Source organism: Roseovarius carneus (assembly GCF_020141465.1).
In the GTDB taxonomy this organism is placed as follows: domain Bacteria; phylum Pseudomonadota; class Alphaproteobacteria; order Rhodobacterales; family Rhodobacteraceae; genus Roseovarius; species Roseovarius carneus.
Window position 1 is genome coordinate 94,458 of record NZ_JAHSPD010000001.1, and the last position, 25,576, is coordinate 120,033.

The window sequence follows — 25,576 nt, forward strand, 5'->3', positions numbered from 1 at the left end:
TGCTTCAGTGATTCGAAGCCTTGTAACTCAGGCTTGAGTGATTAGAATAGGTCCTGACTGAAATTGACAGGGTGGCACGCGGGTCGGGCCACCTTTTTGGATTGGAATGACGGATGTCCTGGAGTGATGAGCGCGTAGAGCTTCTCAAGAAAATGTGGGGCGAAGGTCAGTCGGCCAGCCAGATCGCCAAAGAATTGGGCGGGGTGACGCGCAATGCCGTGATCGGCAAAGTGCACCGCTTGGGCCTGTCGAACCGCAATGGCGGGGGAGGCAGCAGCACAGCCTCAGCAAGCACCGAGGCGAAGGCCAAGCCCGCGCCCAAAGCGGCCAAGCCCGCCAAGCCCAAAGCAGCGCCCAAGGCCGAGGCCGCTCCTGCCGCCTCAGAGGCACCCGTACCTGTTCCGGCGCCCGTCACGCGGATCAAACCGATCATTCCAGCGGGGCAACCTTTGCCGCCGCAGCCCTCCACCAACGAGATCGATCCCAAAGCGCTCGCCAAGGTGACGGAGGTTGAGAAGAAGGCTAAGCGTCTGAATCTGATGGAGCTGACCTCGCGGACATGCAAATGGCCTGTCGGTGATCCAGCGACGGATGATTTTTGGTTCTGCGGCCTGCCTACACAGGCTGGAAAACCATATTGTGAGGCGCATGTGGGCGTGGCGTTCCAACCCATGAGCGCGCGGCGCGACCGGCGGCGATAACCCCGCCAGGTTAACAACCGGGCAAGGTCAGTCAAAGAGCTTGAAGAGCTCTCTGACGACCGTATCCTCCACCTCTTTGCGGATCGCGTCCTCGACGGATTCGCCCTCTTGGCGGGTCACGCCAAGTTCCTTTTCGACAAAGCGGTCCACTTCCCTGTCCACCTCGTCCTTGACCTGTTGCTCAAGCTTTTCCGCCTCTTCCTTGAAATTGAGGTCCAAAGCGCCTTCAAGATCAGGCCAGATGCGCGGATCAGCCCATGGCCCGCGGATTTTCACCGGAATGGCGAGCCCCCTACGGCTTTCGCCCTGAAGCAGGACGGGCGTAAAGACATAATCAATATCCTGCGCGCCAAGCCCGATGCGCCCCTTGCCGGTGGCGGTGGCCAAAGGCAGTGACATACTGAGATCGTCACCCAGCATATTGCCACCCGCAATCGCAAAACTCGCACTCATCGCATCGAACACCGTGGTGCCACCTGTGCCATCGCCCGACCGCATGAGCTTGTCCAGATCAAAGCCCGAGATAACGCCCCGGCCCGTGCTGAGGCTGAGATTGCCTTGGAGGCTTTTCATGATCTGATCTATCGAACCGCCAACACCCAGAAAATCAAGGCTGGCAGCCCCCGTGGTGGCAAAGCGGGTGATCCCGGCGGCATCCGTCAAAAGCCGCTCCATGTCCATGCCTGTAGCGCTGAGATCCCCGCCGACGGAGAGGCCCGCGCGGTTGTTGGCCACAAACTGCCCCGTGATGCGCCCGCCATAGCCCTGAAGCTCTTGAAACTGGAACACACCGCGCGCACGGTCCAACGTGACAAGGATGCGCGTGGCGCCAAATTGCAGCGTGCCAAGGTCGAGGCTATCGGCGCTCAGCGACATCTCCGCATCGACAAGTCCCAGCGCGCTGGCGTCAATCGGGGTCTTGGACCAACCGTCGCTTACCGCTGTGCCGCCGCCGCCCGAGGCCTCGGCGCTGGAGCCGCTTTCGAGCGACGAAAGGTCCAGCGCCCCTGCGTTGAGCTGCGCCGTGATGCGCGGGCGGTCCCCGGCCAAATTGATATCTATGGCTCCGGTCAGGCGGTTCTGGTCCAGCGTCACGCCAAGGTCGCGCAGGGCGATGCGATCGCCACCCGTTACGGTGATCTGCGTTTGCGCATCAATGGACTGCCCGAAGCCGCGCGGGATATCCGCAGCCGCCACGCCAAGGCTTGCGAAGAAGGCCTTTGTATCGCTCAGCTTTGCGATGAGCCGCCCGTCAAGCTGCGGCGCCGAGCTGCCGCGCCCGACAAATTCTACTGTGCCACCATTGGTACTGATGGTGGCCGACAGGCCCGAGACACCACCCTCGATCATCGTCCCCACCTTCTCGATGCTGCCGTCTATTGAGACCGCGCTGCCCTTGGGGCGCAAAGTCGCCTCAAACGTCGCCTCGCCCTCGTAATCGGGCCAGCGCAGGTCAAGATCCATGCCCGATTGCTCTGTCCGCGTCCCCGCTGCGCGATCCACGAAAATGAGTGAGGCCTCACGGATAACGGCACGGTCCAGCGTCAGGGCAAGCCGCTCGTTGGTCGCAGAGACCGCGCCCTCCGACTGCCCCGAAGGCGCTACGCCCTCCACGCCGATCTCCCAGTTCACACGCCCATCGGCACCGCGTTCGAGGTAGATCGCAGGCTCCACCACCTCCAGCCCCGTGATACGGATATCCCCGCGCAAGAGCGCCAGCGGGTCCACACCCACTTTGAGGCTTTGCGCCGCCAACATCGCAGGCCCATCGGACCACTCCGCCCCGGCGATGGTGGTGGGGCCGGTGCTGATCCCGAGGACGGGATAGAAGCTGATCTCGGTGTCGCCGGTCATTGTCACATCGCGGCCCGTGATGCTGCTGATTTGATCAGCGGCGATGCGGGCAATCCTGTCCCCTGGCAAGAAGAACAGCGCGCCGACCATGATCAAGACAATCACGAGGGCGAAACCGATGAGTTTGGCGAGAAATTTCATGCGTAGCTTGCCTTTCGACGTTTGAGACTAGTGTAAGCGCGCAGGGCCCGCGCGCAACATGCGTTTGGCCTTTTCGGGCGCCGCGCGGGGCGTTATAGGAGCGCAATGAGCACAAATCCCCCTGAGCTACGCCCCGATCTCGCCCGCGCCTCATTGCAAACGCAGGTGGGTGCATCCGGTTCCCTGCGGCGCAAGGGGCAGCCTTTGATCGGCATGGTCAGCCTCGGCTGTCCCAAGGCGCTGGTGGATAGCGAGCGTATCCTGACGCGGCTGCGCGCCGAAGGCTATGGGATTTCGCCCGATTATGCGGGTGCGGATGCGGTGATTGTCAACACATGCGGATTTCTCGATAGCGCCAAGGCCGAAAGCCTTGAGGCCATTGGCGAGGCGATTGAGGAAAACGGTCGGGTGATCGTTACTGGCTGCCTTGGGGCGGATGCGGACTACATCACCGGCGCGCATCCCCGCGTTCTGGCCGTCACCGGCCCGCACCAATATGAGCAGGTGCTCGATGCGGTCCATGCCGCCGTCCCACCCAGCCCTGATCCCTTCATTGATCTGCTGCCCGCATCGGGCGTGCGCCTGACCCCTCGGCACTATTCTTATCTCAAGGTTTCCGAGGGTTGTAATCACAAGTGCAAGTTCTGCATCATCCCTGATATGCGCGGCAAACTGGCTTCGCGCCCGGCCCATGCGGTGATGCGTGAGGCCGAGAAGCTGGTCGAGAGCGGCGTGCGGGAGCTGTTGGTGATTTCGCAGGATACCTCTGCCTACGGGGTCGATATCCGCCATGCCGAGGCCAAAGGGCACCGAGCCCATATCACGGACCTCGCGGGCGATCTGGGGTCGCTCGGCGCATGGGTGCGGCTGCATTATGTTTATCCGTACCCGCATGTCCGGCAGCTTATTCCGCTTATGGCCGAGGGGCTTGTGCTGCCTTATCTGGACATCCCGTTCCAACATGCGCATCCGGACGTGCTGCGCCGCATGGCACGGCCTGCGGCGGCGGCCAAAACCCTTGATGAGATTGCGGCCTGGCGTGAAGTCTGCCCGGATATCACCCTGCGCAGCACGTTTATCGTGGGCTATCCCGGCGAGACGGAGGCGGAGTTCCAGACGCTTCTGGATTGGATGGACGAGGCGCAGCTCGACCGCGTGGGCTGTTTTCAGTATGAGAACGTGGATGGCGCGCGCTCCAACGCGTTGCCGGATCACGTGCCAGCGGAGGTCAAGCAAGAGCGCTGGGATCGCTTTATGGAAAAGGCACAATCCATTTCTGTGGATAAGCTCTCAGCCAAGGTTGGCTCTGTGCAAGACGTTCTCATCGACGATATTGACGAAGATGGCATTGCCACCTGTCGCACCAAGGCCGATGCGCCCGAAATCGACGGCAACCTCTTTATCGACGAAGGCACCGAGGGGCTTGCCGTGGGTGATCTGGTCCGCGTGACGGTGGACGAGGCAGGCGAATACGACCTATGGGGCGCGCGCCTTACCTGAGATTGATCGCCTAATTCACCGAAGTTAAAATCTTTTTCCACCCTATCGCCTTTGGGGTGCCATATCTTCGTGCTCGCCGCTTCCGCGTGTTTCTTCTTTGGGATCAGCACCGCCGTGACGGCGGGCGTGGCGCTTTAGGCCGATTGCCCGGATTTGAGCGTCTCGAAAAGATCGCCATTGCGGCAATAGCTTGGCGCGTGATCAACGGTGTGCTCCTGCGCTGCCAACCATTTCTCACAAGCCCCCGGTGCGGTGCATCCGGTGCAGCTCAAAACCGCATCGCCAAGCGTACTGACCTGAAGCTGTGCCCGCAGGATCATCTCCTCCAAATCGACACCGACGGTATCGGCCATGCGATCAACAAGATCAGCGTGACGGCGAAGTTGGGTCGTATGTGGCATTAGGGGACTCCTTAGCTGGATCACATCTGGGGCGTGGCGCGTTTAACTGTATTCAATTGAACGCGACACGCTCTAAAGTGCATCCCAACCTAGAGGCGTGAGCGACCCATGCCTTGATCCAGATCAAACCGGGAAAGCGGCGAGATAGGCGTGCACGCAGTCCTGCACATGGCGGAACCTGTCACCGCCCAGGTGCTTACCCCCATACCAGCGGGTGACGATGATCAGATGATCCATGCGCCCCTCCCGCTCCAGCATGCGCAGGATCACCATACCCGCACCCGCCTCGCCGTCATCGCCCTTGAGTGGCGCGCCCTCCGACGGAAGCACCGCCCATGTATTATGCGTGGCCTTGGCGAATTTCTTGTCTTTTTTGAGGGATTTAAGGGCTGCCTCCACTGCCACGCGCGATGTGGCAGGACCTCCCGATACCGCGTATTTCGATCCGCGATCAGTGATCACACCGGTCAACTGGTTCAGGCGCAGGGGCATCAGTGCGCGCGCAGATCAGAGCCCGGCATTGACGCGGCGCACCGTTTCGATCCGCTGCGCGTTGGGCGGGTGCGTGCCCAGAAACCGATCACCAGGATCGGCGGCGCGATCAAAATAGGCGACGCCACGTACCGGGTCATAGCCAGCCTTATGGGTGATCACCGCGCCCAGCGCATCCGCCTCAAGCTCAAACTCTTTGGAATAGGTGCGCGCGCCCACGGACGCGCCCATGTTGATAGCCTGATCCACGGCCAGTTGCCCGCCGCCTGCAATCGCCGCGAGGCCGCCCATCAAAATCGCGCCAGCCGCCGCACTTTGCTGCTTGCGCGCGAGGTGTCCGCGAATGTGGTGCGCCGCCTCGTGGCCCAGAACAAAAGCGATCTCGTCACGGTTCTGCATCTCGGCAATAAGCGCCACGTTAAAGCCGATAATGGGCCGCCCGTCCCGGTCCAGTGTCTGAAATGCGTTGGCGGGCTGATTCGGGCGATCATCTACGACGATTTTGAAATCACAGTTGAGCCCTTGGGTGCGGGCCATGCATTCACGCTCGGCCACGGGCTCGACCCCTGCGACGACCGCTTGAAATTGCGAAATGGAGGCAGAGGAAAGCTGCGTGGGCTTTGGCGCCGCTTGGGCGGCAGGGCGGGGCTGGCTCGGGGGCTGGGTCGTGGTGACGCAGCCCGCAAGCGAGAGCGCACAGGCCAGCGCGATCAAAGGGGAGCGAAGGGGGGCAAAAGAGCGCATGACGCAGCCTCATTGGAACCTACCAAGATATGCTAACCCGTCTTGCGGGTAAGGGCCAGACGCATCGCGCATGGCTTGCAAAGAGCTGCCAATCGGCTAGGGTTTGGCTCATGTTTTCCATTGAGCATGAATTTGATGCGACAGTTGTGACCCTTGTGGATGAGGGCGCTGAGCCGTTGCAGGAAGACGTCGTGATCAACGCGTTCTCAGAATGTATCACGGTAGAGCAATTTGATGCGCGCACAGGACGCGTGCAGAAGATTACGCTGTCGATTGGGCAGATGCGTGATCTGGCAGCCGCACTCGATCTGCCCGAGGGGGTCTATGCGCGGGTCGCCCCCGGCTAAGGTTGCTTTGGTCGATCCCTCTAGGGTCTTTGCGCGGTCTTTAAGCCACCCATCTTCAAGCCCCCAACTTCGCGGTGCACGGCCCTTGACCCTTGCAGCGTTCATGCAGACATAGAAGGCCAGCGCAGCATCCCGGAGGCCCTATGCCCGATCCCAATCCCGCCGTCCTTGATTTCCTCGCCACACGCCGCTCGCGCCCGGCCAAGACGCTGAGCCTGCCTGTGCCGGACCGGGCCGCGCTGAAGCCGATGCTGGAGATGGCCGCGCGCAGCCCCGATCATGGAAAGCTGGAGCCGTGGCGGTTTATCGTGCTGGAGCGTGCCGCGTTGGAGCGGTTGGGCGCTTTGGTGGCACCTTGCGGAGCCGCGTTGGGGCGCACGCCCGAGGATATCGAGAAGGCAGATAGGCAATATTCGCAGGCGCATCTGGCCGTGGCGGTGATCGCGGTAGAACGCGCCTCAGAGAAGATCCCCGCAATCGAGCAGACCTATTCCGCCGGGGCCGTGTGTCTGGCACTTTTGAATGCGGCGCTGGCCAGCGGTTGGGGCGCAAATTGGCTCAGCGGCTGGCCCAGCCATGACCGCGGCTTCGTGGAAGCCGGGCTTGACCTCGCGCCGCATGAGCGTGTCGCGGGAATGATCCATATCGGCACGCAAACCGCCCAGCCGCCCGAGCGTCCACGCCCAGACATGGACGCGATCACAACATGGCTCTCCGCATGATCTTCACCTCGTTTTTCAAGGCCTTGGCGCAGATGACCGACCCGCGCTTTCGCCGGGTTTTGGTGATGGGTGTTGGGCTGACGATCGCGCTCTTGGTGGCGGCCACAGCGGGCGTGCTGGGCCTGATTGGTTGGCTCACGGGCGAGACGAGTACCCTGCCCCTGATCGGGGAGGTGACATGGGTCAACGACGTGCTGGGCTGGGGCGGGCTGGCCTTGATGCTGGTGCTGTCGGTCTTTTTGATGGTGCCCGTGGCCTCAGCGATCATATCGCTTTTCTTGGAGGATGTGGCGCAAGCGGTGGAGGATAGGCACTATCCCGGCTTGCCGCCCGCACCGAGCGTTCCCTGGAGCGAAGCGCTCCGCGATACGGTGGGCTTCCTCGGCATCTTGATCGCAGCCAATATCGCGGCCTTGCTGCTCTATGTTCTGCTGCCCTTCGCCGCGATTGTGATCTTCTGGGGCCTCAACGGCTATCTTCTGGGCCGCGAGTATTTTCAGTTGGCCGCGATGCGCCGGATCGGGCGGGCAAATGCCAAGGCGCTGGCCAAGCGCAACCGTGGCAAAATCTGGCTCGCCGGGGTGCTGATGGCAATGCCGCTTTCTATTCCGCTCGTAAATCTCGTGATCCCCATTTTAGGGGCCGCGACGTTTACTCACCTGTTCCATTCGGTTCAAACGGGCCGGGGCCAAAACGCGCATAAAGATCAATATCATCAAGGCTGATCACGCCGCCAAGGATGATCCACGCAAGGATCGCCCAAAGCACGCAGGATATGCCCGTTGTGATCCACGCCTTTTTCTTCAGATCATGCCGCTGCGGTGAGCCATGATGCGTGCCGGGCACGGTGGTCCCAGCCTCACCTTGGGTCTGAAGCTTGATCGGGATCGCGATGAGATATGTCATCGACCAGATGATTGCATAAAGAACGATGCCAGAGACGGGACCCATCAGACTTGCTCCAACTCGACAAGGCACCCGTTGAAATCCTTGGGATGCAGGAAAAGAACAGGCTTGCCATGGGCCCCGATCTTGGGCTCACCGCCGCCCAGAACGCGCGCGCCCTCGCTCAGCAGATGGTCGCGCGCGGCGAGGATATCGTCCACCTCGTAGCAGACATGGTGGATGCCGCCCGAGGGGTTTTTGTCCAAAAACCCTTGGATGGGAGAGGCCTCGCCCAGCGGGTAGAGCAATTCGATCTTGGTATTGGGCAGTTCGATGAAAATCACGGTCACGCCATGGTCCGGCTCATCCTGCGGCGCGCCCACATTTGCACCCAAAGCGCTGCGGTATTGGTTCGCCGCCGCCTCTAGGTCTGGCACGGCGATGGCAACGTGGTTCAGGCGTCCGATCATGGCTGTCTCCTTCATATCTGTGTCACGTTATGGGGCGACAGGGGGGCCAAGACAAGGACAGGGGGTGCGCGCCAAACAATTCGTTTCAAATTTAGTCGTGCGCGTTAACCGCTCGTTAGCCAACGAGACGTAACGATTGGGACCTATGTAGCGACAGGAGACAGACATGGACGATCTTGCCGGATTTGCCCCGACACTCAGCCCCACTGCGGCGCGCCCCCTTTTGGGCATGACGATTCTGGTGGTCGAGGATAGCCTTTATGCGTGCGATGCGATGCGGCTGATGTGCCTTCATAGCGGGGCGCGTATCCGGCGGGCCGATTGTCTGCGCTCCGCGCGGCGTCACCTTCAGGTCTATCGCCCCTCTGCGGTGGTGATTGACGTGGGCCTGCCCGATGGCTCAGGTGTGGAGCTTATCCGCGAATTGGCCAATGCGCGGCCCCGTGTCATCTCCATTCTGGCCACCAGCGGCGAAGATACAGCCCGTGTGGCCGCTCTGGCGGCGGGGGCCGATGGTTTCCTGCCCAAGCCTGTTCTCAATCTCGGGACGTTTCAACAGGCCGTTCTGGCCACCCTGCCCGAGGATCGCCGCCCGTCCGGGCCGCGCGTGGTTCGTGATGAGTTGATCTCGCCCGACCCGATGGCCTACCGCGACGACATGATTCACGTCTCAAACCTGCTCGATGCCTCCCCGGACAAGCGCGTGGTGCGCTATCTCGCGCAATTCATCTGCGGCGTTGCACGCTCAGCCGAAGACGCGCAACTCGCCGCCGCCGCCACCGCACTCAGCGAGGCCGGCAGTGACGGATCAGGGCTCGACACGCGGCTGGCACGGGTTGCGGGCCTCGTGCAGGAGCGGCTGAATGATCGCGCTGTGATGTAGGCGCGCACCCTTTCGCGAATAGGTGCAATCGCGCGGCCCCCTGCCTATATTGCGTTTGGGTGGGTGAGAGGAGCGGTGCGGTGTTTGACCCTGAGCGCGCGGAAAAGCGGTTTGGCTGCGGCTTGGCACCCGGCATTGCGGGGCCAGCAAGCGCGGCCGAGATCATGGAGCGCCTGCGCGCGCCCGACGAGGCGGCAGCGGCCTTTCCCATCCCCACCTTTTCCCAAGTGCTGCCCCGCCTGCGGGGTCTACAACTGGCACGTCAGGCCCGTAGGACCACCGCCACGGACACGGCGCGCGCCGAGACGCTTGAGAGCTACCGGGCGCTCCGCAAAGCGCTCCGCCTTGATGCCACGCGCTGGGGCGGGCATGTGCTTTTGCGCCGCGCACTGACCCGCGACGGATTGCGCGAACGGCTCACCGCCTTCTGGGCCGATCATTTCACCGCGCGCGGCGATGGGCAGCTTTGGGGGCTTGTGCAGCTGCCATACGTGGAGGAGGCCGTGCGCCCCCACGTGACGGGCCGTTTCGGGGACATGCTGCGCGCCGTGATGACCCAGCCGTTGATGCTCAGCTATCTCGATCAGCATCGCTCCGCCGGGGCAAACAGCCCCATCGGGCAGGCGCGTGGGCGCGGGCTGAACGAGAACCTCGCGCGCGAAATGCTGGAGCTGCATACGCTGGGCGCAGATGGTCCGTATACTCAGGCTGATGTGACCGAGCTTGCCAAGCTGCTGACCGGCCTCACCTTTCATATGGAGCGCGGGTTCGAGTTTCGGCCCAATCTGGCAGAGCCGGGGGCAGAGACGGTGCTTGGCATAAGCTATGGCGGTGAAACCGCGCGGCTGGCCGATATCTATGCCGCGCTTGACGCACTTGCCGCACACCCGGCAACGGCTGCGCATGTTGCGCGCAAACTGGCCGTGCATTTTATCTCGGACAGGCCAGATGCGGCGTTGGTGGATGCTTTGAGTGGTGTATTTCAATCGACGGATGGCGATCTGGCCGCGCTGACCGAAGCGCTGCTCACCCACCCGGCCGCGTGGCAGCCCGAGGCACGTAACGTGAAACGCCCGGTCGATTTCATCGGCAGCGCGCTGCGCGCCCTCGATCTGGTGCCGCGCCACATCCCCCTCACTGCCCCGCGCAAGATGGACGCCCTTTTTACCGCACCCATGACGCTTATGGGCCAGCCGCCGGGCCAGCCCCCCGGCCCCGATGGCTTTGCGGAGGACGATCTCGACTGGATCACACCACAGCGTCTGGCCGCGCGGATCAGCTGGGCCATGACAGCGCCCTTCCAGATCCGCCGCGCCCTGCCCCGGCCCGAGGAGTTTGCCCGCGCGGCCCTTGGCATAGATATCCCCGCCCCCGTCCGCTCCGCCGCCTTGGGGGCCGAGACGCGCGCCGAGGGGATCGGCCTTATCCTCGCGTCCCCAGCATTTCAGAGGGTCTGAGCCATGCCCAAACTTACCCGCCGCCACATGCTCGCCCTTGGATGCTCCGCCGCCGCAAGCCCCCTGATGACGCCCGTCACCTTCGCGAGCACACCGGGAGAGAACCGCCTTGTGGTGATCATCCTGCGCGGGGCGATGGACGGCCTTGATGCGGTGCGTCCCATAGGTGATCCCGGCCTTGCCACCTTACGGGGCGGTATGGGAAAAGACGCTGATCTTGATGGCTTTTTCGGCCTGCACCCTGCACTCAGCCCGCTCCTCCCGCTCTGGACCAAGGGCCAATTGAGCGCCGTGCATGCCGTCTCCACCCCCTACCGCGACAGGCGCAGCCATTTCGACGGGCAGGATCTTTTGGAGGCGGGCATGGGGATGGACGCGCTGGGGCAAACCCGCGATGGCTGGCTAAACCGCTTGCTCAGCCTGATGCCCGGCGCCGAGGCCGAGACGGCCTATGCGATTGGCCGCGCAGACATGTTGCTCACGCGCGGCGCGTCCCCGGTGGCCAATTGGGCCCCCGATGCGGCCCTCACGCTCAGCCCGCAGGCCAAGATGTTGCTGGAGCGCGTGCTGCATGACGACCCGCTCTTTCGCATCGCGGCGCTGGAGGCAATTTCGCTGTCCCAAGCGGGTCTGCCCGAAGGCGAGGAGATCACCGAGGGCGATATGATGAACGCGATGGCGCAAAGCAGCCGCCGCGCGCAGCGCGCAGCCGCCCCCACGGAGATCGCCCGTTTCGCGGCCTCCCGGCTTCGCGGCGACACGCGGATCGCGGCCTTCTCGCTAGCCGGGTTTGACACTCATGCGCGACAGGATCGCAACCTGCCCCGCGCGCTGGAGCGGCTGACCGAGGCGGTGCTTACCCTCCAAGAGACCCTCGGCACGGTCTGGGAAAAAACCGCGATTGTCGCGGTGACGGAGTTTGGCCGCACCGCGCGGCTCAACGGCTCGGGCGGGACGGATCACGGCACGGCGGGCGCGATGATCCTTGCAGGTGGTGCGCTGAATGGCGGGCGCGTTATCACCGATTGGCCGGGCCTGAGCGAGGCGGATCTCTACCAACGCCGCGATCTGCGGCCCACGCGAGACCTGCGCGCGCATCTTGCTTGGATACTACGCCCGATGTTTGACGTATCCGAGGCCGATCTCACCCGCACCGTGTTCCCGGGCCTTGATATGGGGGCGGACCCTCGGATTATCTTTTGAAAATCCGCTTTTATTCTCAGCCCTGCCCTGCCTATCATCACCCAGCATACTGAGGATATCGTAATGACAGATCCCCGCCCCGTTGGCCCCCTCCTCCCCAGGTGGACGCCGCCACCCGCGCCGACCGGGGCCATGATGGACGGGCGCTATGTCCGGCTGGAGCGGCTGGATGCGGACACCCATGCCGCCCTGCTGTTTCGGGCCTTTGATGGGCATGACTGGGTTTGGGATTACATGCCTGCCGGGCCGTTTGCCTCCTCGGCGCAGTTTCACCGCTGGATGAAGGAGGTCACGGGTTCGCAGGATTTCGTGTTTCATGCGATATTCGACAAGGAAAGCGGCGCTTTCAGCGGCTTTGCCTCTTACCTGCGCATACAACCTGCGGCGGGCTCCATCGAGGTGGGCTGGATCGCCATGGCCCCCGGCTTGCAGCGGACGCGGGCCGCGACCGAGGCGATGTATCTGATGATGAAATGGGCTTTTGAGGCGGGATACAGGCGGTATGAGTGGAAATGCGATGCGCTCAACCGGCCCTCGCGGCGCGCGGCGCAGCGGCTTGGGCTGACCTATGAGGGGGTGTTTCGGCAGGCCACCGTGGTCAAGGGGCGCAACCGCGACACGGCGTGGTTTGCGGCGATTGACGGCGAATGGCCCGCGCTGGACGAGGCGTTTCGGCTCTGGCTTGATCCGTCGAATTTCGGGCCGGACGGGCAGCAGCGCGAGCGGCTGAGCGATCTCACCCGCCTTGTGCGCGGCGGGGAAGATCCTCTTCTTTCAACGCGTTAGTCTTTCGGGATGACGCGCAGATTCAGGTCCATCAGCTGATCCGCTGCAGGCTCTGACGGTGCGTTCATCATCAGATCCTCGGCGCGCTGGTTCATCGGGAACATGATGACCTCGCGGATATTCGCCTCATCGGCCAGAAGCATCACGATCCGGTCGATCCCGGCGGCGCAGCCCCCATGCGGCGGCGCGCCGTATTGGAACGCGTTGACCATCCCGCCGAAGCGTTTTTCGACCTCGTCCTTGCCGTATCCGGCAATCTCGAAGGCTTTGAACATGATCTCGGGGCGGTGGTTCCGAATGGCACCTGACACAAGCTCATAGCCGTTGCACGCCAGATCATATTGATATCCCAGCACTTTCAGTGGATCTCCCTCAAGCGCCTCCATCCCGCCTTGCGGCATGGAAAACGGGTTATGCTCAAAATCAATCCGGCCTGTTTCCTCGTCACGCTCGTAAATCGGGAAGTCCACGATCCACGCAAAGGCAAAGCGGTTCTCGTCGGTCAGGCCAAGCTCATTGCCAATCTCCACGCGCGCCTTGCCCGCGACGGTCTCAAACGCTTTGGGCTTGCCACCAAGGAAGAACGCCGCGTCGCCCACGCCAAGGCCAAGCTGTTGGCGGATGGCTTCCGTGCGCTCTGAGCCGATGTTTTTGGCGAGGGGGCCTGCGGCTTCCATCCCTTCGCCCTGATCGCGCCAGAAAATATACCCCATCCCCGGCAGCCCTTCTTTTTGCGCAAAGGCGTTCATGCGGTCGCAGAACTTGCGCGACCCTCCGCCCGGCGCTGGGATGGCGCGGATTTCCGTCCCCTCCTGCTCCAGCAATTTAGCAAAGATCGCAAAGCCGGAGCCTGCGAAATGCTCGGAGACGACCTGCATCTTGATCGGGTTGCGCAGGTCGGGCTTGTCGGTGCCATACCAGAGGGCTGCGTCGGCGTAGGAAATCTCCGGCCACTCCTGATCGACTGTGCGCCCGCCGCCGAACTCCTCGAAAATGCCGGTGAGCACCGGCTGGATCGTGTCGAACACGTCTTGTTGCTCGACAAAGGACATCTCAAGATCAAGCTGGTAGAAATCCGTGGGCGAGCGGTCGGCGCGGGGGTCTTCGTCGCGGAAACACGGCGCGATCTGGAAATATTTGTCAAAGCCCGAGACCATGATCAGCTGTTTGAACTGCTGCGGGGCCTGCGGCAGGGCGTAGAATTTGCCGGGATGCAACCGCGAGGGCACCAGAAAATCGCGCGCGCCTTCGGGGCTGGAGGCGGTGATGATCGGCGTCTGGTATTCCCGGAACGCTTGGTCCCACATGCGGCGACGCATGGAGGCGACCACGTCCGAGCGCAGCGTCATGTTGCGCTGCATCACCTCGCGGCGCAGGTCGAGATAGCGATATTTGAGGCGCGTTTCCTCAGGATATTCCTGATCGCCAAACACGATCAAAGGCAGCTCCTTGGCGGAACCCAGAACCTCAACCGCGCGAACAAACACCTCGATCTCGCCGGTGGGAATTTTTCCGTTCACGAGAGACGCATCGCGCGCCTTCACCTCACCATCAATGCGGATGCACCATTCGGAACGGAGCTTTTCCACATCGCCAAACGCCGCGCTATCAGGATCGCAGAGCAGTTGCGTCATACCGTAATGATCGCGCAGATCGACGAAGAGAACCCCGCCATGGTCGCGGATCCGGTGGACCCAACCCGACAGGCGGACCGTCTCGCCCACGTTGGATTTGCTCAAGGCCGCGCAGGTATGGCTGCGATATGCGTGCATCGTTTTCCCCTTTTTGCGTCCTTCGGGGACACGGAATTCGGTAGGGGCCGATACACATTGCCCGACGCGTAAAGTCAAGGGGCGCTCAGGCAGGCGCAGGCGCGAGGGCCGCCGCAAACCGCGCTTTCCAGAGGGCTTCTTCATATTCCGCCGCGGCCGTGCTGTCATAGACCACGCCGCCGCCCACGTTGAGCGTGGCGCGCCCTTGCTCCAGCAAAAGCGTGCGAATGGCCACGTTGAACTCGGCCCGCCCGTCGGGAGCGGCCCAGCCGATGGTGCCGCAGTAGATCTCACGTGGGGCAGGCTCCAGCTCGGCCAGGATCTGCATCGCGCGGAGCTTGGGTGCGCCGGTGATGGAGCCGCAGGGGAAGAGAGCCTGGAAGATATCCGTGAGGCTTGCGCCCGGCATCAGCGCGCCAGTGATGCGCGAGGTCATCTGGTGCAGCGTCTCATAGGTCTCGACGGTGAACAGATCGGGCACCTTCACGCTACCCGGCTGGCACACGCGCGAGATATCATTGCGCAGAAGGTCCACGATCATCAGGTTCTCGGCGCGGTTTTTCTCATCTGCCGAGAGAAACGCGCGGCGGCGTGCATCCTCGGCGGGATCGGCGCTGCGCGGTTGGGTGCCTTTCATCGGGCGGGTCTCGATACCGCCCTGCCCATCGGTGCGGAAAAAAAGCTCGGGCGAGCGGGACAGAAGGGCGGGGCCATCCCCTTCGACCAACGCGCCAAAGCGCACAGGCTGCACGGCGGCAAGAGCGGCGTAGAGCGCGGACGCGGTGCCCGTGGCCGTCATATGGAGTGGGAAGGTCAGGTTCGCCTGATAGATATCGCCCGCACAGATCAGCTTGTGCGCGACCTCAAACGCCTCGGCGTAGCGCGCGGCATTCCATTCTGGCGTGATCTTGCCCAAAGAGGCGGGGCCAGTGGCCAAAGCGGGTGCCTCCACGGGCGCCTCGTAAGCCCCAAACCGCATCAGCGGCAGGCGACGGCGCGCAGGCATCAAAGGCGCGAGGCGCGGCTCCAGAGCATAGCCAAGCTCATAGCTCGCAAACCCCGCAAGCCATAGCCCCTCGGCTCGCGCGGCCTCCAAATCGGCAAAGGCGGCAGGCACATCGGCAGGCTCCCACGCCTCGATAATCCGCGTGGGCGCGGCAAAGCTGCGGGGGCCGCCACCGGGGCCATGATCAAAGCGAATCTGCAACCGCGCGCTCCTTCTCAAGCTTGCGCCGCTTAGGTAGTGCGCGGGGGCACAGAAAAACAGGGAAAATTCGCATGAGCCTCCGCCCTGCCCCCTTGCGCGTGCGGCCCTTGAGGATATAACCGCCTCCAATTTGCGCCCATCTGCGCGCGCGCTGCCCCAGGGACCCTGACATGCCGAAGCGAAACGATATTTCCTCCATCATGATCATCGGGGCGGGCCCCATCATCATCGGACAGGCCTGTGAGTTTGACTATTCCGGCGCACAAGCCTGCAAGGCGCTGCGCGAAGAGGGATACCGGGTCATTCTGGTAAATTCCAACCCAGCAACCATTATGACAGATCCCGGCCTCGCCGATGCCACCTATATCGAGCCGATCACACCCGAGATCGTGGCCAAGATTATCGAGAAAGAGCGCCCCGATGCCTTGCTGCCCACGATGGGCGGGCAGACCGGGCTGAACACAGCGCTCGCGGTGGCCGATATGGGCGTTTTGGAGAAATTCGGCGTGGAGCTTATCGGGGCCAACCGCAAGGCCATCGAGATGGCAGAGGACCGCAAGCTTTTCCGTGAAGCGATGGACCGTCTGGGCATTGAGAACCCCAAAGCAACCATCGCCAACACGATGGAAGAATGCATGGCCGCGATTGATTACGTGGGCCTGCCTGCGATCATCCGGCCTGCCTTTACACTGGGCGGCACGGGCGGCGGCGTGGCTTACAACCGCGACGACTATGAGCATTTTTGCAAAACGGGGCTTGATGCTTCGCCCGTCAGCCAGATCCTGATCGACGAGTCGCTCTTGGGCTGGAAAGAGTTTGAAATGGAGGTGGTCCGCGACACCGCCGACAACGCGATCATCGTCTGTGCGATTGAAAACGTCGACCCGATGGGCGTGCATACCGGCGACAGCATCACAGTGGCTCCGGCCCTGACGCTCACCGACAAAGAATATCAGATCATGCGCAATCAAAGCATCGCCGTGCTGCGCGAGATCGGCGTCGAGACGGGCGGATCGAACGTGCAATGGGCGATCAACCCCGCCGACGGGCGCATGGTGGTGATCGAGATGAACCCGCGGGTCTCACGCTCCTCGGCGCTGGCGTCCAAGGCCACGGGTTTCCCGATTGCCAAGATCGCGGCGAAGCTCGCCGTGGGCTATACGCTGGACGAGTTGGACAACGATATCACGCGCGTGACGCCTGCGTCCTTTGAGCCGACAATCGACTATGTCGTCACCAAAATCCCGCGCTTCGCGTTCGAGAAATTCCCCGGCTCCGAGCCACATCTCACCACGGCCATGAAATCCGTGGGCGAGGCGATGGCGATTGGCCGGACGATCCACGAGTCTCTGCAAAAGGCGCTTGCGTCGATGGAGACAGACCTCACGGGGTTTGACGAGATCGAGATTGAAGGCATAGACACCTTCCCGTTTAATGGGGTTGCTGTCCTGAGCGAAGACGGATTTCGCGAAATCAGCACCGAATATGAAACGTGGCTCGCAAAAAACAGGCCAGCAATTAATCGTGCACTTGCGCAACAAACTCCCGACCGAATTCGCGTGATCGCGCAGGCAATGCGATACGGCTTCGGCTATGACGACATCCACGCGGTCACCATGTTCGATCCGTGGTTCCTCGCCCGCATCCGCGAGATTGTGGAGGCCGAGGAGGTGGTCCGCGCAAGCGGCCTGCCGAGCGACGAGGCCGGGCTGCGCCGTCTCAAGATGATGGGCTTCACCGATGCGCGTCTGGCCAAGCTGACCGGCCAGTCAGAGACTGACGTGCGCCGCGCCCGCCGCGCCGCAGGTGTGACAGCCGTGTTCAAACGGATCGACACATGCGCCGCCGAGTTCGAGGCGCAAACGCCCTATATGTACTCCACCTACGAGGCCCCGATGATGGGCGATGTCGAGTGCGAGGCACGGCCCTCAGACCGCAAGAAAGTCGTGATCCTTGGTGGCGGTCCCAACCGGATCGGCCAAGGAATCGAGTTCGACTATTGCTGTTGTCATGCGTGCTATGCCCTGACGGATGTGGGCTATGAGACGATCATGATCAACTGCAACCCCGAGACGGTCAGCACCGACTACGACACCTCGGACCGGCTCTATTTTGAGCCGCTGACATTCGAGCATGTGATGGAAATTCTCGACGTGGAGCGCCGTAATGGCACGCTGCACGGCGTCATCGTGCAATTTGGCGGGCAGACCCCGCTCAAGCTCGCCAATGCGCTTGAGGCCGAAGGTATCCCAATCCTTGGCACCTCGCCCGACGCGATTGATCTGGCCGAAGACCGTGAGCGCTTTCAGGCGCTGGTGACCAAACTTGGCCTCAAGCAACCCCATAATGGGATCGCGTCCACCGATGCCGAGGCGCTGGCGATTGCCGAGAGTATTGGCTTCCCCCTCGTGATCCGGCCCTCTTACGTTCTGGGCGGGCGCGCGATGGAGATCGTACGCGATATGGCGCAGCTGGAGCGCTATATCGCCGAGGCGGTCGTCGTGTCCGGCGATAGCCCCGTCCTGCTCGATGGCTACCTCTCGGGTGCGATTGAATGTGATGTGGATGCGCTTTGCGATGGTGAGAACGTCCATGTCGCAGGCATCATGCAACATATCGAGGAGGCGGGCGTCCATTCGGGCGACAGCGCCTGCTCCATCCCGCCCTACACGCTGACGGCCAGCGTGCTCCAAGAGATCGAGCGCCAGACCGTGGCGCTGGCCCGCGCGCTCAAGGTCGTGGGCCTGATGAACGTGCAATTCGCGGTCAAGGGCGATGATATATATCTCATCGAGGTAAACCCTCGCGCGTCGCGCACCGTGCCCTTCGTGGCCAAGGCCACCGACAGCGCCATCGCGTCCATCGCCGCCCGCCTGATGGCCGGAGAGCCGCTGAGCGCCTTCCCGCATCGCGGTGGCTACCCAGAGCACGCGGTTCCGGGCAGCCTGCCCATGGCGGACCAAATGACGCTGGCCGATTACCGCATGCCGTGGTTCTCGGTGAAAGAGGCCGTGCTGCCGTTTGCGCGCTTTCCGGGTGTGGACACCATCCTCGGCCCCGAGATGCGCTCCACCGGTGAAGTCATGGGCTGGGACACCAGCTTCCCGCGTGCCTTCCTCAAGGCGCAGATGGGCGCAGGCGTGGATCTTCCCGAGGGTGGCAAGGTCTTCTTCTCCATCAAAGACAGCGACAAGACCCCTCAACTGATCGAGACGGCGCAGATCCTTGTGTCCCTTGGCTTCTCCATCGTGGCCACACGCGGCACGGCCAGCTTCCTCGCGACAAGCGAGATCACCTGCGAAGTGGTCAACAAGGTTTATGAGGGACGGCCCAACGTGGTCGATATGCTCAAGGATGGCGAGATCGCTCTGGTGATGAACACAACCGAGGGGGCGCTCGCAGTTGAAGACAGCCGCGAGATCCGCTCGGTCGCGCTTTATGACAAGATCCCGTATTTCACCACTGCCGCCGCCGCATTGGCAACTGCACAAGCAATGAAAGCGCGCCGCGAGGGTGATTTGCAGGTCATGCCGCTTCAGGGCGCCGGGGCCTGATCAGACCTCTTCAGCAGGCCGGAGTGTGGCTTTTCAGCACCCAAGGCCTGCGACATCCTGTCTTCGTCACATAAGACACGCGCGCAGCACCTTCTTGAAACAATTTTCATTTAACTTTTTAATTTCAAAATCAAATACTTAAAGGTCTCCACTAAAGCCATGCCATAACCCCGGATCAGCCATGCAATAACTGCATGGATTTTTAGGTGTTTCGGTATTGCAAGATTTGGGGAAATAGCTATTTGCGGATCAAGGCAAGGTGAGCTTGCCGGATCTGAGACCGTAACACCCGCACGAAATCTAAAGGAGGCACCCATGACCAGGGACGAATTGAACCGCGAACTTCGTATGCATAGTGCCACCTTCCCGGCCGTGCTTTTTGTTTATGCGTTGCTCATCGGCACGATGGTCTTCACCGCAATGGCAATCACCGCCTAAGCGCTGAGACCGGGCCTGACCCAGACACAAAGACAGTATCGCACGACTTGAGGCTGACGCAATGCAGCCTCACAATCTGTGTGCAGCTTGTCCCGATACGCGCCTGCCCGATCCAAAGGAATTTTGTCATGACACGCGAGGAGTTGAACCGCGAGTTGCGCGCTCGCTCCGGCAGCCTGCCAGGGCTGTTGATCGTGTATGGCATCATCATCGGGGCGATGACGGTCTCGGCGCTTTCCATCATCTGATACGCGATCACACGATACGAAAAAGCGGCGAAGGGTTTCCCCTCCGCCGCTTTTTTCATGTAACTATCACAGCCCTCAGGTCACGATTTTTTTGTCACCGGGGCTGATCTTGGCCGCAGCCGCATCGCCCAGATTGTCCACGCCCCGCTCTTCGAGAAGGGTGGTGAGCCAGTTGGGGTCCATCTCTGGCACGGAACTGAGCAACAGGTCCGTATAGGGATGGTGGGGTGGCTTGAACATGTCGTCCTTCGGCCCCTGCTCGACGACCTTGCCGTGCTGCATCACGATCACCTCATCAGCGATCGACCGCACTGTGGCCAGATCGTGTGTGATGAACATGTAGGCAAGGTTCAGCTCGTTTTGCAGACGGTCCAACAGACGCAGGATGCCTTCCGCCACAAGCTGATCAAGAGCCGATGTAACCTCGTCACAGACGATGAAGCTCGGCTCCGCCGCAAGCGCGCGCGCGATCCCGATCCGTTGCTTCTGCCCCCCCGAAAGCTCGGGCGGATAGCGGTTGTAGTATTTTGACGGCTCAAGCTCGATCAGATCGAGAAGCTCGTCCACCCGCGCCTTCAGGGCAGTGCCCTTGAGGCCCGAATAGAACTGCGCCGGACGCCCGATGATCTCGGAGATTTTCACCTTCGGGTTCAGCGCGGTATCGGCCATCTGATAAATCATCTGGCATTGGCGCAACTGCTCTTTGTTGCGCTGGCGATAATCCGGCGGGAAGGATTCGCCCTTGAACAGGATCTCGCCCTTTTGCGGCGGCAATAGCCCGGTGATCACCCGCGCACAGGTGGATTTCCCCGAGCCGGATTCACCCACGACCGCGACAGTCATCCCCTCATAGATATCAAAGCTGACACCATCGAGGATCTTGGGGCCAGCGGTATAGGCCGCGTCGACATTCTTGACCGTGATAAGCGGTGTGCCATCCTTGGGACGGTATCGTTGCGGGCTCTCGAAGCTGCGGACCGCCCAGAGGGATTTGGTATATTCCTCCTTGGGGTTTTTCAGCATTTCCTCGGTCGAGGCTTGCTCGACCTCGTTGCCCTTGAGCAGCACCTTGATCGTATCGGCCATCTGCGCCACGACCGCGAGGTCATGGGTGATGTAGAGCGCCGCCGTATTGAACTGCTCCACGATGTCGCGGATTGCGGCCAGAACCTCAATCTGGGTGGTCACATCGAGCGCTGTCGTCGGCTCATCAAAGATGATGAGATCGGGACGGCACGACATGGCCATGGCCGTCATCGCGCGCTGCAACTGTCCACCCGATACCTGATGAGGATAGCGAAAGCCGATTTCGGCAGGGTTGGGCAGGCGCAGACGGTTGTAGAGATCAACCGCGTCTTCCTGCGCCTCCATCCGCTTTTTCAGGCGATACTGAAGCGGGGCCTCAGTATGCTGATCAATGATTTTGTGCGCCGGGTTGAACGAGGCCGCTGCCGATTGCGCAACATAAGCAATCCGGCTGCCGCGCAGAGCGCGCCGCTCACCTTCGGTGGCTGTGGTCAGTTCCATCCCATCAAACTCGATGGTGCTGTCCTCGGTAATGCGCGTGCCGTCACGGGCATAGCCCATGGCGGCCGCGCCGATCGTGGACTTACCTGCGCCAGACTCGCCGATGAGGCCCATGACCTCGCCGCGGTGGAGGGTCAGATCGACACCTTTGATGATGTCGACCCATGTTTCATCCGAATAGCCCTGAATCTTCAGATTGCGAATTTTCAGAAGGACGTCTTTTTTCTTAGGCATGTCTGATTACTCCTTCAAACCGGACGACCGGTGCAGCATCCAATCCACAACGAAATTGACCGCGACGGTCAAAAGCGCGATGGCGGCGGCAGGGATCAGCGGTGTTATCTCGCCGAATGAAATCAGGGTTGCGTTCTCGCGCACCATGGACCCCCAATCCGCCGTCGGTGGCTGGATCCCCAGACCAAGAAACGACAGACCCGCCACCAAAAGGAACACGAAGCAGAACTCCAGCCCGAACTCAGCCACCAGAGGGGCTGTGGAGTTCGGCAGGATCTCGCGCCGGATGAGATATCCGGTGCCTTCGCCGCGCAGTTTGGCCGCCTCAATATAGTCCATCACGACCACGTTGCCCGCGACCGCCCGTGTAAGGCGGAAGACGCGCGGAGCGTAGATGATCGACACCGCGATGATGATGACGGGCATGGACGGACCAAAGATCGAGAGCATCAGCAGAGCGAAGATCAGCGACGGGATCGACATGATCACATCGGCAAACCGGCCCATCAGCTGATCGAACCATCCCCCTTTCGTGGCCGCCAGAAGACCGGCCCCCGCCCCCATGATAAAGGCCGCACAGGTCGCGGTAAGCGCGAGGCCCACTGAGTTGCGCGTCCCGTAAACCAGACGGCTGAACATATCACGGCCCAGCTGATCCGCGCCCAGAAGCAGATTTTCGTCCGCAGGCGCAAACGCCGTGGTGATGATCTCGGCCTCGCCATAAGGTGCAATCCAGGGCGCGAAGACGCCCGCGATGGCGTAGACGAAGATGATGAACATCCCGAAAGCGGCGGTGAGCGGCGCGGTGCGCAGCTCCTTTGCCAGCTCGGTTCCTACGATGGCGATCAGAAACTCGCGAAAGGCGTAAGACACCATGGCCGCGAGGGCCAGACCGCCTGCGCAAATCGCGATGAACCGCAATGCGCCTGTCCCACCTATGATGCCGACGACAAACGACACCAGAGTGAGGGAGAAGAGCAGCATGAACGCTGATCTTTGGTTGAAATACGAAGCCGCGCAGGACCCGGCAAGAAGAAGGCCATAATAGCCAATGACGAATATGCTCATGTCTATCCCCTTACTTTGGATGCCGCAGGCGCGGGTTGGTGAGAATGGCACCGACATCTGCTGCAAGATTGAGCAAGATGAAGGTCGCCGCGAAGATCAGGCAGCATGCCTGCACCACTGGGAAGTCACGTTTGGACACCGCATCGACAAGCGCTTGGCCCACACCGGGATAAACGAACACCACCTCCACGAGCACCACACCGGTGATCAGATAGGCAAGGTTCAGCGCCACCACGTTGATGATCGGCGCCCATGCGTTTGGCAATGCGTGCTTGACGATCACCTTCCAGGGTGGCGTCCCCTTAAGGCGCGCCATCTCGATATAGGGCGAGGCCAGAAGGTTGATGATCGACGCGCGCGTCATCCGCATCATGTGTGCCACAACCACCAGAACCAGCGTCAGCGCGGGAAGGAATGTGCGCTCCAGCAGTTCCAGAAAGGTCATGCTGTCGGTAATGCTCGCGATGGCGGGGAACATGCCCCACTTGACCGAGAAGAACAGGATCAGGATGTAGCCGAGGAAAAACTCGGGACTGGAGATCGAGGTGAGCGTTGCCACGTTGGCCACCCGATCAAAGATCGTGTTGCGCAGAAGGGCGACGATCACCCCCAGAACGATGGCGAAGGGCACCGCGATGGCCGCTGCGTAGGAGGCAAGGAAAAGCGTGTTCATGAACCGCTCGCCAATCACGCTGATCACGGGCTCTTGGGTCACAATTGAGCTGCCGAAATCAAACATGATAGCGCCGCCGAGCCACTCAAAATATCGCACGAAGGCAGGTTTATTGAGGCCCATCTGCTCGCGCATGGCGGCAAGGTTTTCCTCGGTTGCACCCTGGCCAAGAACCGCCTCGGCGATATCGCCGGGCAAAAGCTCAACCATGAAAAAGATGATGACGGAGATGATGAGCAAAATCACCACTCCCAGTCCGAGCCGTTTTGCAACGAGTCCCAGAATATCTCCCATGAATCCCTCCTGCTGTTTTCGCCGTAGCGCCCGAATTATGTCTCGCGGGCTTTCACGGTAGAACAGTTTTTACCGGCTTGTCCCGATTTACGCGGCTGTCCGGTTTAAATATTGGCCCCTGGCGTCGGTAGCGGCGCGGCGGGGCAGCGAGAAACCCGGCGCAGTGATCTGCGCCGGGCTCGTTTTGTTTAGGCCTCGAACCACCAGCGCTGTGCCGCGCGGCCCCCGTCCATCGGCCAGCTGGCCGCGAGAGCGCCTGTGGTCTGCACGTTCGTGCGGCGTGCATAAACCCAGTTGGGGAAGTAGGGGATGACTGTGCCACCATCGTCCCGAGCAATTTGGCCCATTTCCGTATACATCTCGGCGCGCTTGGAATCGTCCAGCTCTGCTTTGGCCATCAGCAGCAGTTCATTGAACCGTGCGTTTTGCCATTGGCTCTCGTTCCAGGCTGCATCGTCTTTATAAGCAAGCGAATACATCACATCCGGAGTTGGGCGTGCGCCCCACTGGACCATGCACCATGGCTTTTTCAACCAAACATCGGAGTAGTAGCCATCGTTTGGCTCACGCACGACGTTGATGTTGATCCCGGCGGCCTTTGCCTGCTCTGAATACAAAACCGCCGCATCAACCGCGCCCGATGTCACCGAATCAGCGGTGCTCAGGTCAACTGTGAGGCCTTCCATGCCAGCCTTCTTCAGCAAGGCACGCGCTTGGTCAGGATCATATGTACGCTGCTCAATGCTCTCGGGGAAATAGGGCATCGCGGGCGAATGGTGGAAATCATTGCCGATCGTTGCCGCGCCAAAGGAAATCTTTTCGTTCATTTCCACACGGTCAATCGCAAGCTTGAGCGCCATACGCACATCGGGATTGTCGAACGGCGCCTGCCCAGTCAGCATGGGCATCGTGACCGCCGCCGCCGATGGCACGTTATCCACCGCAAGATTCTGGTTCCGTTGGAGCAAGGCAAGCGTCTTGTTCTCCATTTGGCTGGCCGAGTCGACATCGCCGGTCACAACGGCGGTCTGACGCGCGTTGGGATCATTCACGATGAGGATTTCCAGCTCATCGAAATACGCACCTTCGCCGTGCCAATCTTCATGCCGCGCAAGGCGTGCGCCCACGCCAAATTCGTTCTCAACGAGGCGGTAGGGGCCTGTCCCGTCGCCGGACTGCCAATCAATCGTGCCGTCTTCTTTGCCGGGGCAAATGCACAGGTGATAATCCGTCAGCAACCATGGCAGATCCGCGTTGGGCGCGCTCAGCTTGAACGTGATGGACATATCGCCATTATCCACAATGTCCTCAACATCGGCCAAAAGGGCCGTTGCAGCCGACGTGGAATTTTCGCCACGGTGATGGTTCATCGACGCGATCACATCCGCCGCCGTCATCTTCTTGCCCGAGTGGAACACGCCGGGCTTGAGTTTGAATGTCCACTCTTTCGCGTCCGGGGTCGACATCCATTCAGAGGCAAGATCGCCACCGAGGCTTTGATCGGTTTCAATCTGCGTCAGAAATGAGCGGTAGGCATGCGCCAGATTGATCATCGCGAAGGTAACATATGTGCCGGGGTCATGCGTGTCGGACGAGTTGCCGTCATGCTGCGCGAGGCGCCATGTGCCGCCACGTTGCGGCGCGGCCTTGGCTGACGTGGTCCACAGGCCGGTGGCCGTGGTCGTCGTCAGACCTGCGGCCATGGAATAATTCATAAAGGACCGGCGCGAGATGCTGCCTTCGCGGGCAGCTGCGGCCAGACGGTCCAGCATCATTTGATCTTTGACCTTTGTCATGTTCTCTCCCTGAGATTTTAGTGAGTTTAGCTTTGCTGCACGAGCTTCCCTTTTCGGGCGCTCTCATTTTTTCTTTTATATTGTCTGCATGAGCAGCTGTTTTGCGACATACGCCTAACAAAACATGAAAAACCATGCGCGACTACCCCCGTTATTGCCAATTCTTGGTAAAATTTTGG

23 protein-coding genes are annotated in these 25,576 nt (G+C 61.3%); 11 read left to right on the plus strand and 12 right to left on the minus strand.

Going from position 1 to position 25,576, the window contains the following annotated elements; all coding sequences use genetic code 11:
• Window positions 1-113: 113 nt before the first annotated feature.
• On the plus strand, window positions 114-701 hold the full coding sequence (locus tag KUD11_RS00505) for a GcrA family cell cycle regulator (protein WP_109387553.1): 588 nt from the start codon (window positions 114-116) through the stop codon (window positions 699-701).
• Between the two features lie 27 nt (window positions 702-728).
• Here the strand turns inward: KUD11_RS00505 and KUD11_RS00510 are convergent, their stop codons facing one another.
• Complete coding sequence (locus tag KUD11_RS00510; RefSeq protein ID WP_109387551.1) at window positions 729-2,696, minus strand: AsmA family protein; 1,968 nt, start codon at window positions 2,694-2,696, stop codon at window positions 729-731.
• Window positions 2,697-2,801: 105 nt separating this feature from the next.
• Here KUD11_RS00510 and rimO point away from each other — a divergent pair, with 105 nt between their 5' ends.
• On the plus strand, window positions 2,802-4,196 hold the full coding sequence (gene rimO / locus KUD11_RS00515; protein WP_109387549.1) for a 30S ribosomal protein S12 methylthiotransferase RimO: 1,395 nt from the start codon (window positions 2,802-2,804) through the stop codon (window positions 4,194-4,196).
• Window positions 4,197-4,330: 134 nt separating this feature from the next.
• Here the strand turns inward: rimO and KUD11_RS00520 are convergent, their stop codons facing one another.
• The 3 genes from KUD11_RS00520 to KUD11_RS00530 all read right to left on the minus strand — a co-directional run bounded on the left by KUD11_RS00520 (window position 4,331) and on the right by KUD11_RS00530 (window position 5,833).
• The gene (locus KUD11_RS00520) at window positions 4,331-4,597 is read right to left on the minus strand and encodes a DUF6455 family protein (protein WP_109387547.1); all 267 of its coding nucleotides are present in this window, start codon (window positions 4,595-4,597) and stop codon (window positions 4,331-4,333) included.
• Between the two features lie 123 nt (window positions 4,598-4,720).
• Complete coding sequence (locus KUD11_RS00525) at window positions 4,721-5,089, minus strand: YigZ family protein (RefSeq protein WP_397545196.1); 369 nt, start codon at window positions 5,087-5,089, stop codon at window positions 4,721-4,723.
• Window positions 5,090-5,104: 15 nt separating this feature from the next.
• The gene (locus tag KUD11_RS00530; RefSeq protein WP_109387545.1) at window positions 5,105-5,833 is read right to left on the minus strand and encodes a M48 family metallopeptidase; all 729 of its coding nucleotides are present in this window, start codon (window positions 5,831-5,833) and stop codon (window positions 5,105-5,107) included.
• Between the two features lie 110 nt (window positions 5,834-5,943).
• Between KUD11_RS00530 and KUD11_RS00535 the strand changes: the two genes are divergently transcribed.
• The 3 genes from KUD11_RS00535 (at window position 5,944) to KUD11_RS00545 (ending at window position 7,627) form a co-directional block, all read left to right on the plus strand.
• Complete coding sequence (locus KUD11_RS00535; RefSeq protein WP_109387543.1) at window positions 5,944-6,180, plus strand: hypothetical protein; 237 nt, start codon at window positions 5,944-5,946, stop codon at window positions 6,178-6,180.
• 143 nt (window positions 6,181-6,323) lie between these two features.
• Window positions 6,324-6,902, plus strand: a complete 579-nt coding sequence (locus KUD11_RS00540; protein WP_109387541.1) for a nitroreductase family protein — start codon at window positions 6,324-6,326, stop codon at window positions 6,900-6,902.
• A complete protein-coding gene (locus KUD11_RS00545; protein WP_109388428.1) occupies window positions 6,899-7,627 on the plus strand; it encodes an EI24 domain-containing protein in 729 nt (242 codons plus the stop codon). The genes KUD11_RS00540 and KUD11_RS00545 overlap by 4 nt, the downstream gene beginning before the upstream one ends.
• Here the strand turns inward: KUD11_RS00545 and KUD11_RS00550 are convergent.
• Together KUD11_RS00550 and mce are read right to left on the minus strand one after the other, a co-directional pair.
• Complete coding sequence (locus KUD11_RS00550; protein WP_109387539.1) at window positions 7,554-7,853, minus strand: DUF1467 family protein; 300 nt, start codon at window positions 7,851-7,853, stop codon at window positions 7,554-7,556. The two genes, KUD11_RS00545 and KUD11_RS00550, sit on opposite strands and share 74 nt — an antisense overlap.
• On the minus strand, window positions 7,853-8,257 hold the full coding sequence (gene mce / locus KUD11_RS00555; RefSeq protein ID WP_109387537.1) for a methylmalonyl-CoA epimerase: 405 nt from the start codon (window positions 8,255-8,257) through the stop codon (window positions 7,853-7,855). The genes KUD11_RS00550 and mce overlap by 1 nt, the downstream gene beginning before the upstream one ends.
• Before the next feature lie 166 nt (window positions 8,258-8,423).
• Between mce and KUD11_RS00560 the strand changes: the two genes are divergently transcribed.
• From KUD11_RS00560 to KUD11_RS00575, 4 genes are all read left to right on the plus strand, one after another.
• The gene (locus KUD11_RS00560) at window positions 8,424-9,140 is read left to right on the plus strand and encodes a response regulator (protein ID WP_109387535.1); all 717 of its coding nucleotides are present in this window, start codon (window positions 8,424-8,426) and stop codon (window positions 9,138-9,140) included.
• A gap of 80 nt (window positions 9,141-9,220) precedes the next feature.
• Window positions 9,221-10,597: a DUF1800 domain-containing protein gene (locus KUD11_RS00565; RefSeq protein ID WP_109387533.1), complete on the plus strand. Its 1,377-nt coding sequence runs from the start codon at window positions 9,221-9,223 to the stop codon at window positions 10,595-10,597.
• Between the two features lie 3 nt (window positions 10,598-10,600).
• Window positions 10,601-11,800, plus strand: coding sequence for a DUF1501 domain-containing protein (locus KUD11_RS00570; protein WP_109387531.1), 1,200 nt, complete (start codon window positions 10,601-10,603; stop codon window positions 11,798-11,800).
• 63 nt (window positions 11,801-11,863) lie between these two features.
• On the plus strand, window positions 11,864-12,586 hold the full coding sequence (locus tag KUD11_RS00575; RefSeq protein WP_109387529.1) for a GNAT family N-acetyltransferase: 723 nt from the start codon (window positions 11,864-11,866) through the stop codon (window positions 12,584-12,586).
• Here the strand turns inward: KUD11_RS00575 and aspS are convergent.
• Together aspS and KUD11_RS00585 are read right to left on the minus strand one after the other, a co-directional pair.
• Window positions 12,583-14,358, minus strand: a complete 1,776-nt coding sequence (aspS, locus tag KUD11_RS00580; protein ID WP_109388426.1) for an aspartate--tRNA ligase — start codon at window positions 14,356-14,358, stop codon at window positions 12,583-12,585. The two genes, KUD11_RS00575 and aspS, sit on opposite strands and share 4 nt — an antisense overlap.
• Window positions 14,359-14,443: 85 nt before the next feature.
• The gene (locus KUD11_RS00585) at window positions 14,444-15,565 is read right to left on the minus strand and encodes an aminodeoxychorismate synthase component I (RefSeq protein ID WP_109387527.1); all 1,122 of its coding nucleotides are present in this window, start codon (window positions 15,563-15,565) and stop codon (window positions 14,444-14,446) included.
• Between the two features lie 170 nt (window positions 15,566-15,735).
• Between KUD11_RS00585 and carB the strand changes: the two genes are divergently transcribed.
• Together carB and KUD11_RS15135 are read left to right on the plus strand one after the other, a co-directional pair.
• Window positions 15,736-19,119 (plus strand): carbamoyl-phosphate synthase large subunit, encoded by a 3,384-nt coding sequence (gene carB, locus KUD11_RS00590; protein ID WP_109387525.1) that lies wholly within the window; start codon window positions 15,736-15,738, stop codon window positions 19,117-19,119.
• A gap of 315 nt (window positions 19,120-19,434) precedes the next feature.
• A complete protein-coding gene (locus tag KUD11_RS15135) occupies window positions 19,435-19,557 on the plus strand; it encodes a hypothetical protein (RefSeq protein ID WP_258305397.1) in 123 nt (40 codons plus the stop codon).
• 323 nt (window positions 19,558-19,880) lie between these two features.
• Here the strand turns inward: KUD11_RS15135 and KUD11_RS00595 are convergent, their stop codons facing one another.
• The 4 genes from KUD11_RS00595 to KUD11_RS00610 all read right to left on the minus strand — a co-directional run bounded on the left by KUD11_RS00595 (window position 19,881) and on the right by KUD11_RS00610 (window position 25,397).
• Window positions 19,881-21,566, minus strand: a complete 1,686-nt coding sequence (locus tag KUD11_RS00595) for an ABC transporter ATP-binding protein (RefSeq protein ID WP_109387523.1) — start codon at window positions 21,564-21,566, stop codon at window positions 19,881-19,883.
• Between the two features lie 6 nt (window positions 21,567-21,572).
• The gene (locus KUD11_RS00600; protein WP_109387521.1) at window positions 21,573-22,634 is read right to left on the minus strand and encodes an ABC transporter permease; all 1,062 of its coding nucleotides are present in this window, start codon (window positions 22,632-22,634) and stop codon (window positions 21,573-21,575) included.
• Between the two features lie 10 nt (window positions 22,635-22,644).
• The gene (locus tag KUD11_RS00605) at window positions 22,645-23,601 is read right to left on the minus strand and encodes an ABC transporter permease (RefSeq protein WP_109387519.1); all 957 of its coding nucleotides are present in this window, start codon (window positions 23,599-23,601) and stop codon (window positions 22,645-22,647) included.
• 188 nt (window positions 23,602-23,789) lie between these two features.
• Complete coding sequence (locus KUD11_RS00610) at window positions 23,790-25,397, minus strand: ABC transporter substrate-binding protein (protein WP_109387517.1); 1,608 nt, start codon at window positions 25,395-25,397, stop codon at window positions 23,790-23,792.
• Window positions 25,398-25,576: the final 179 nt, after the last annotated feature.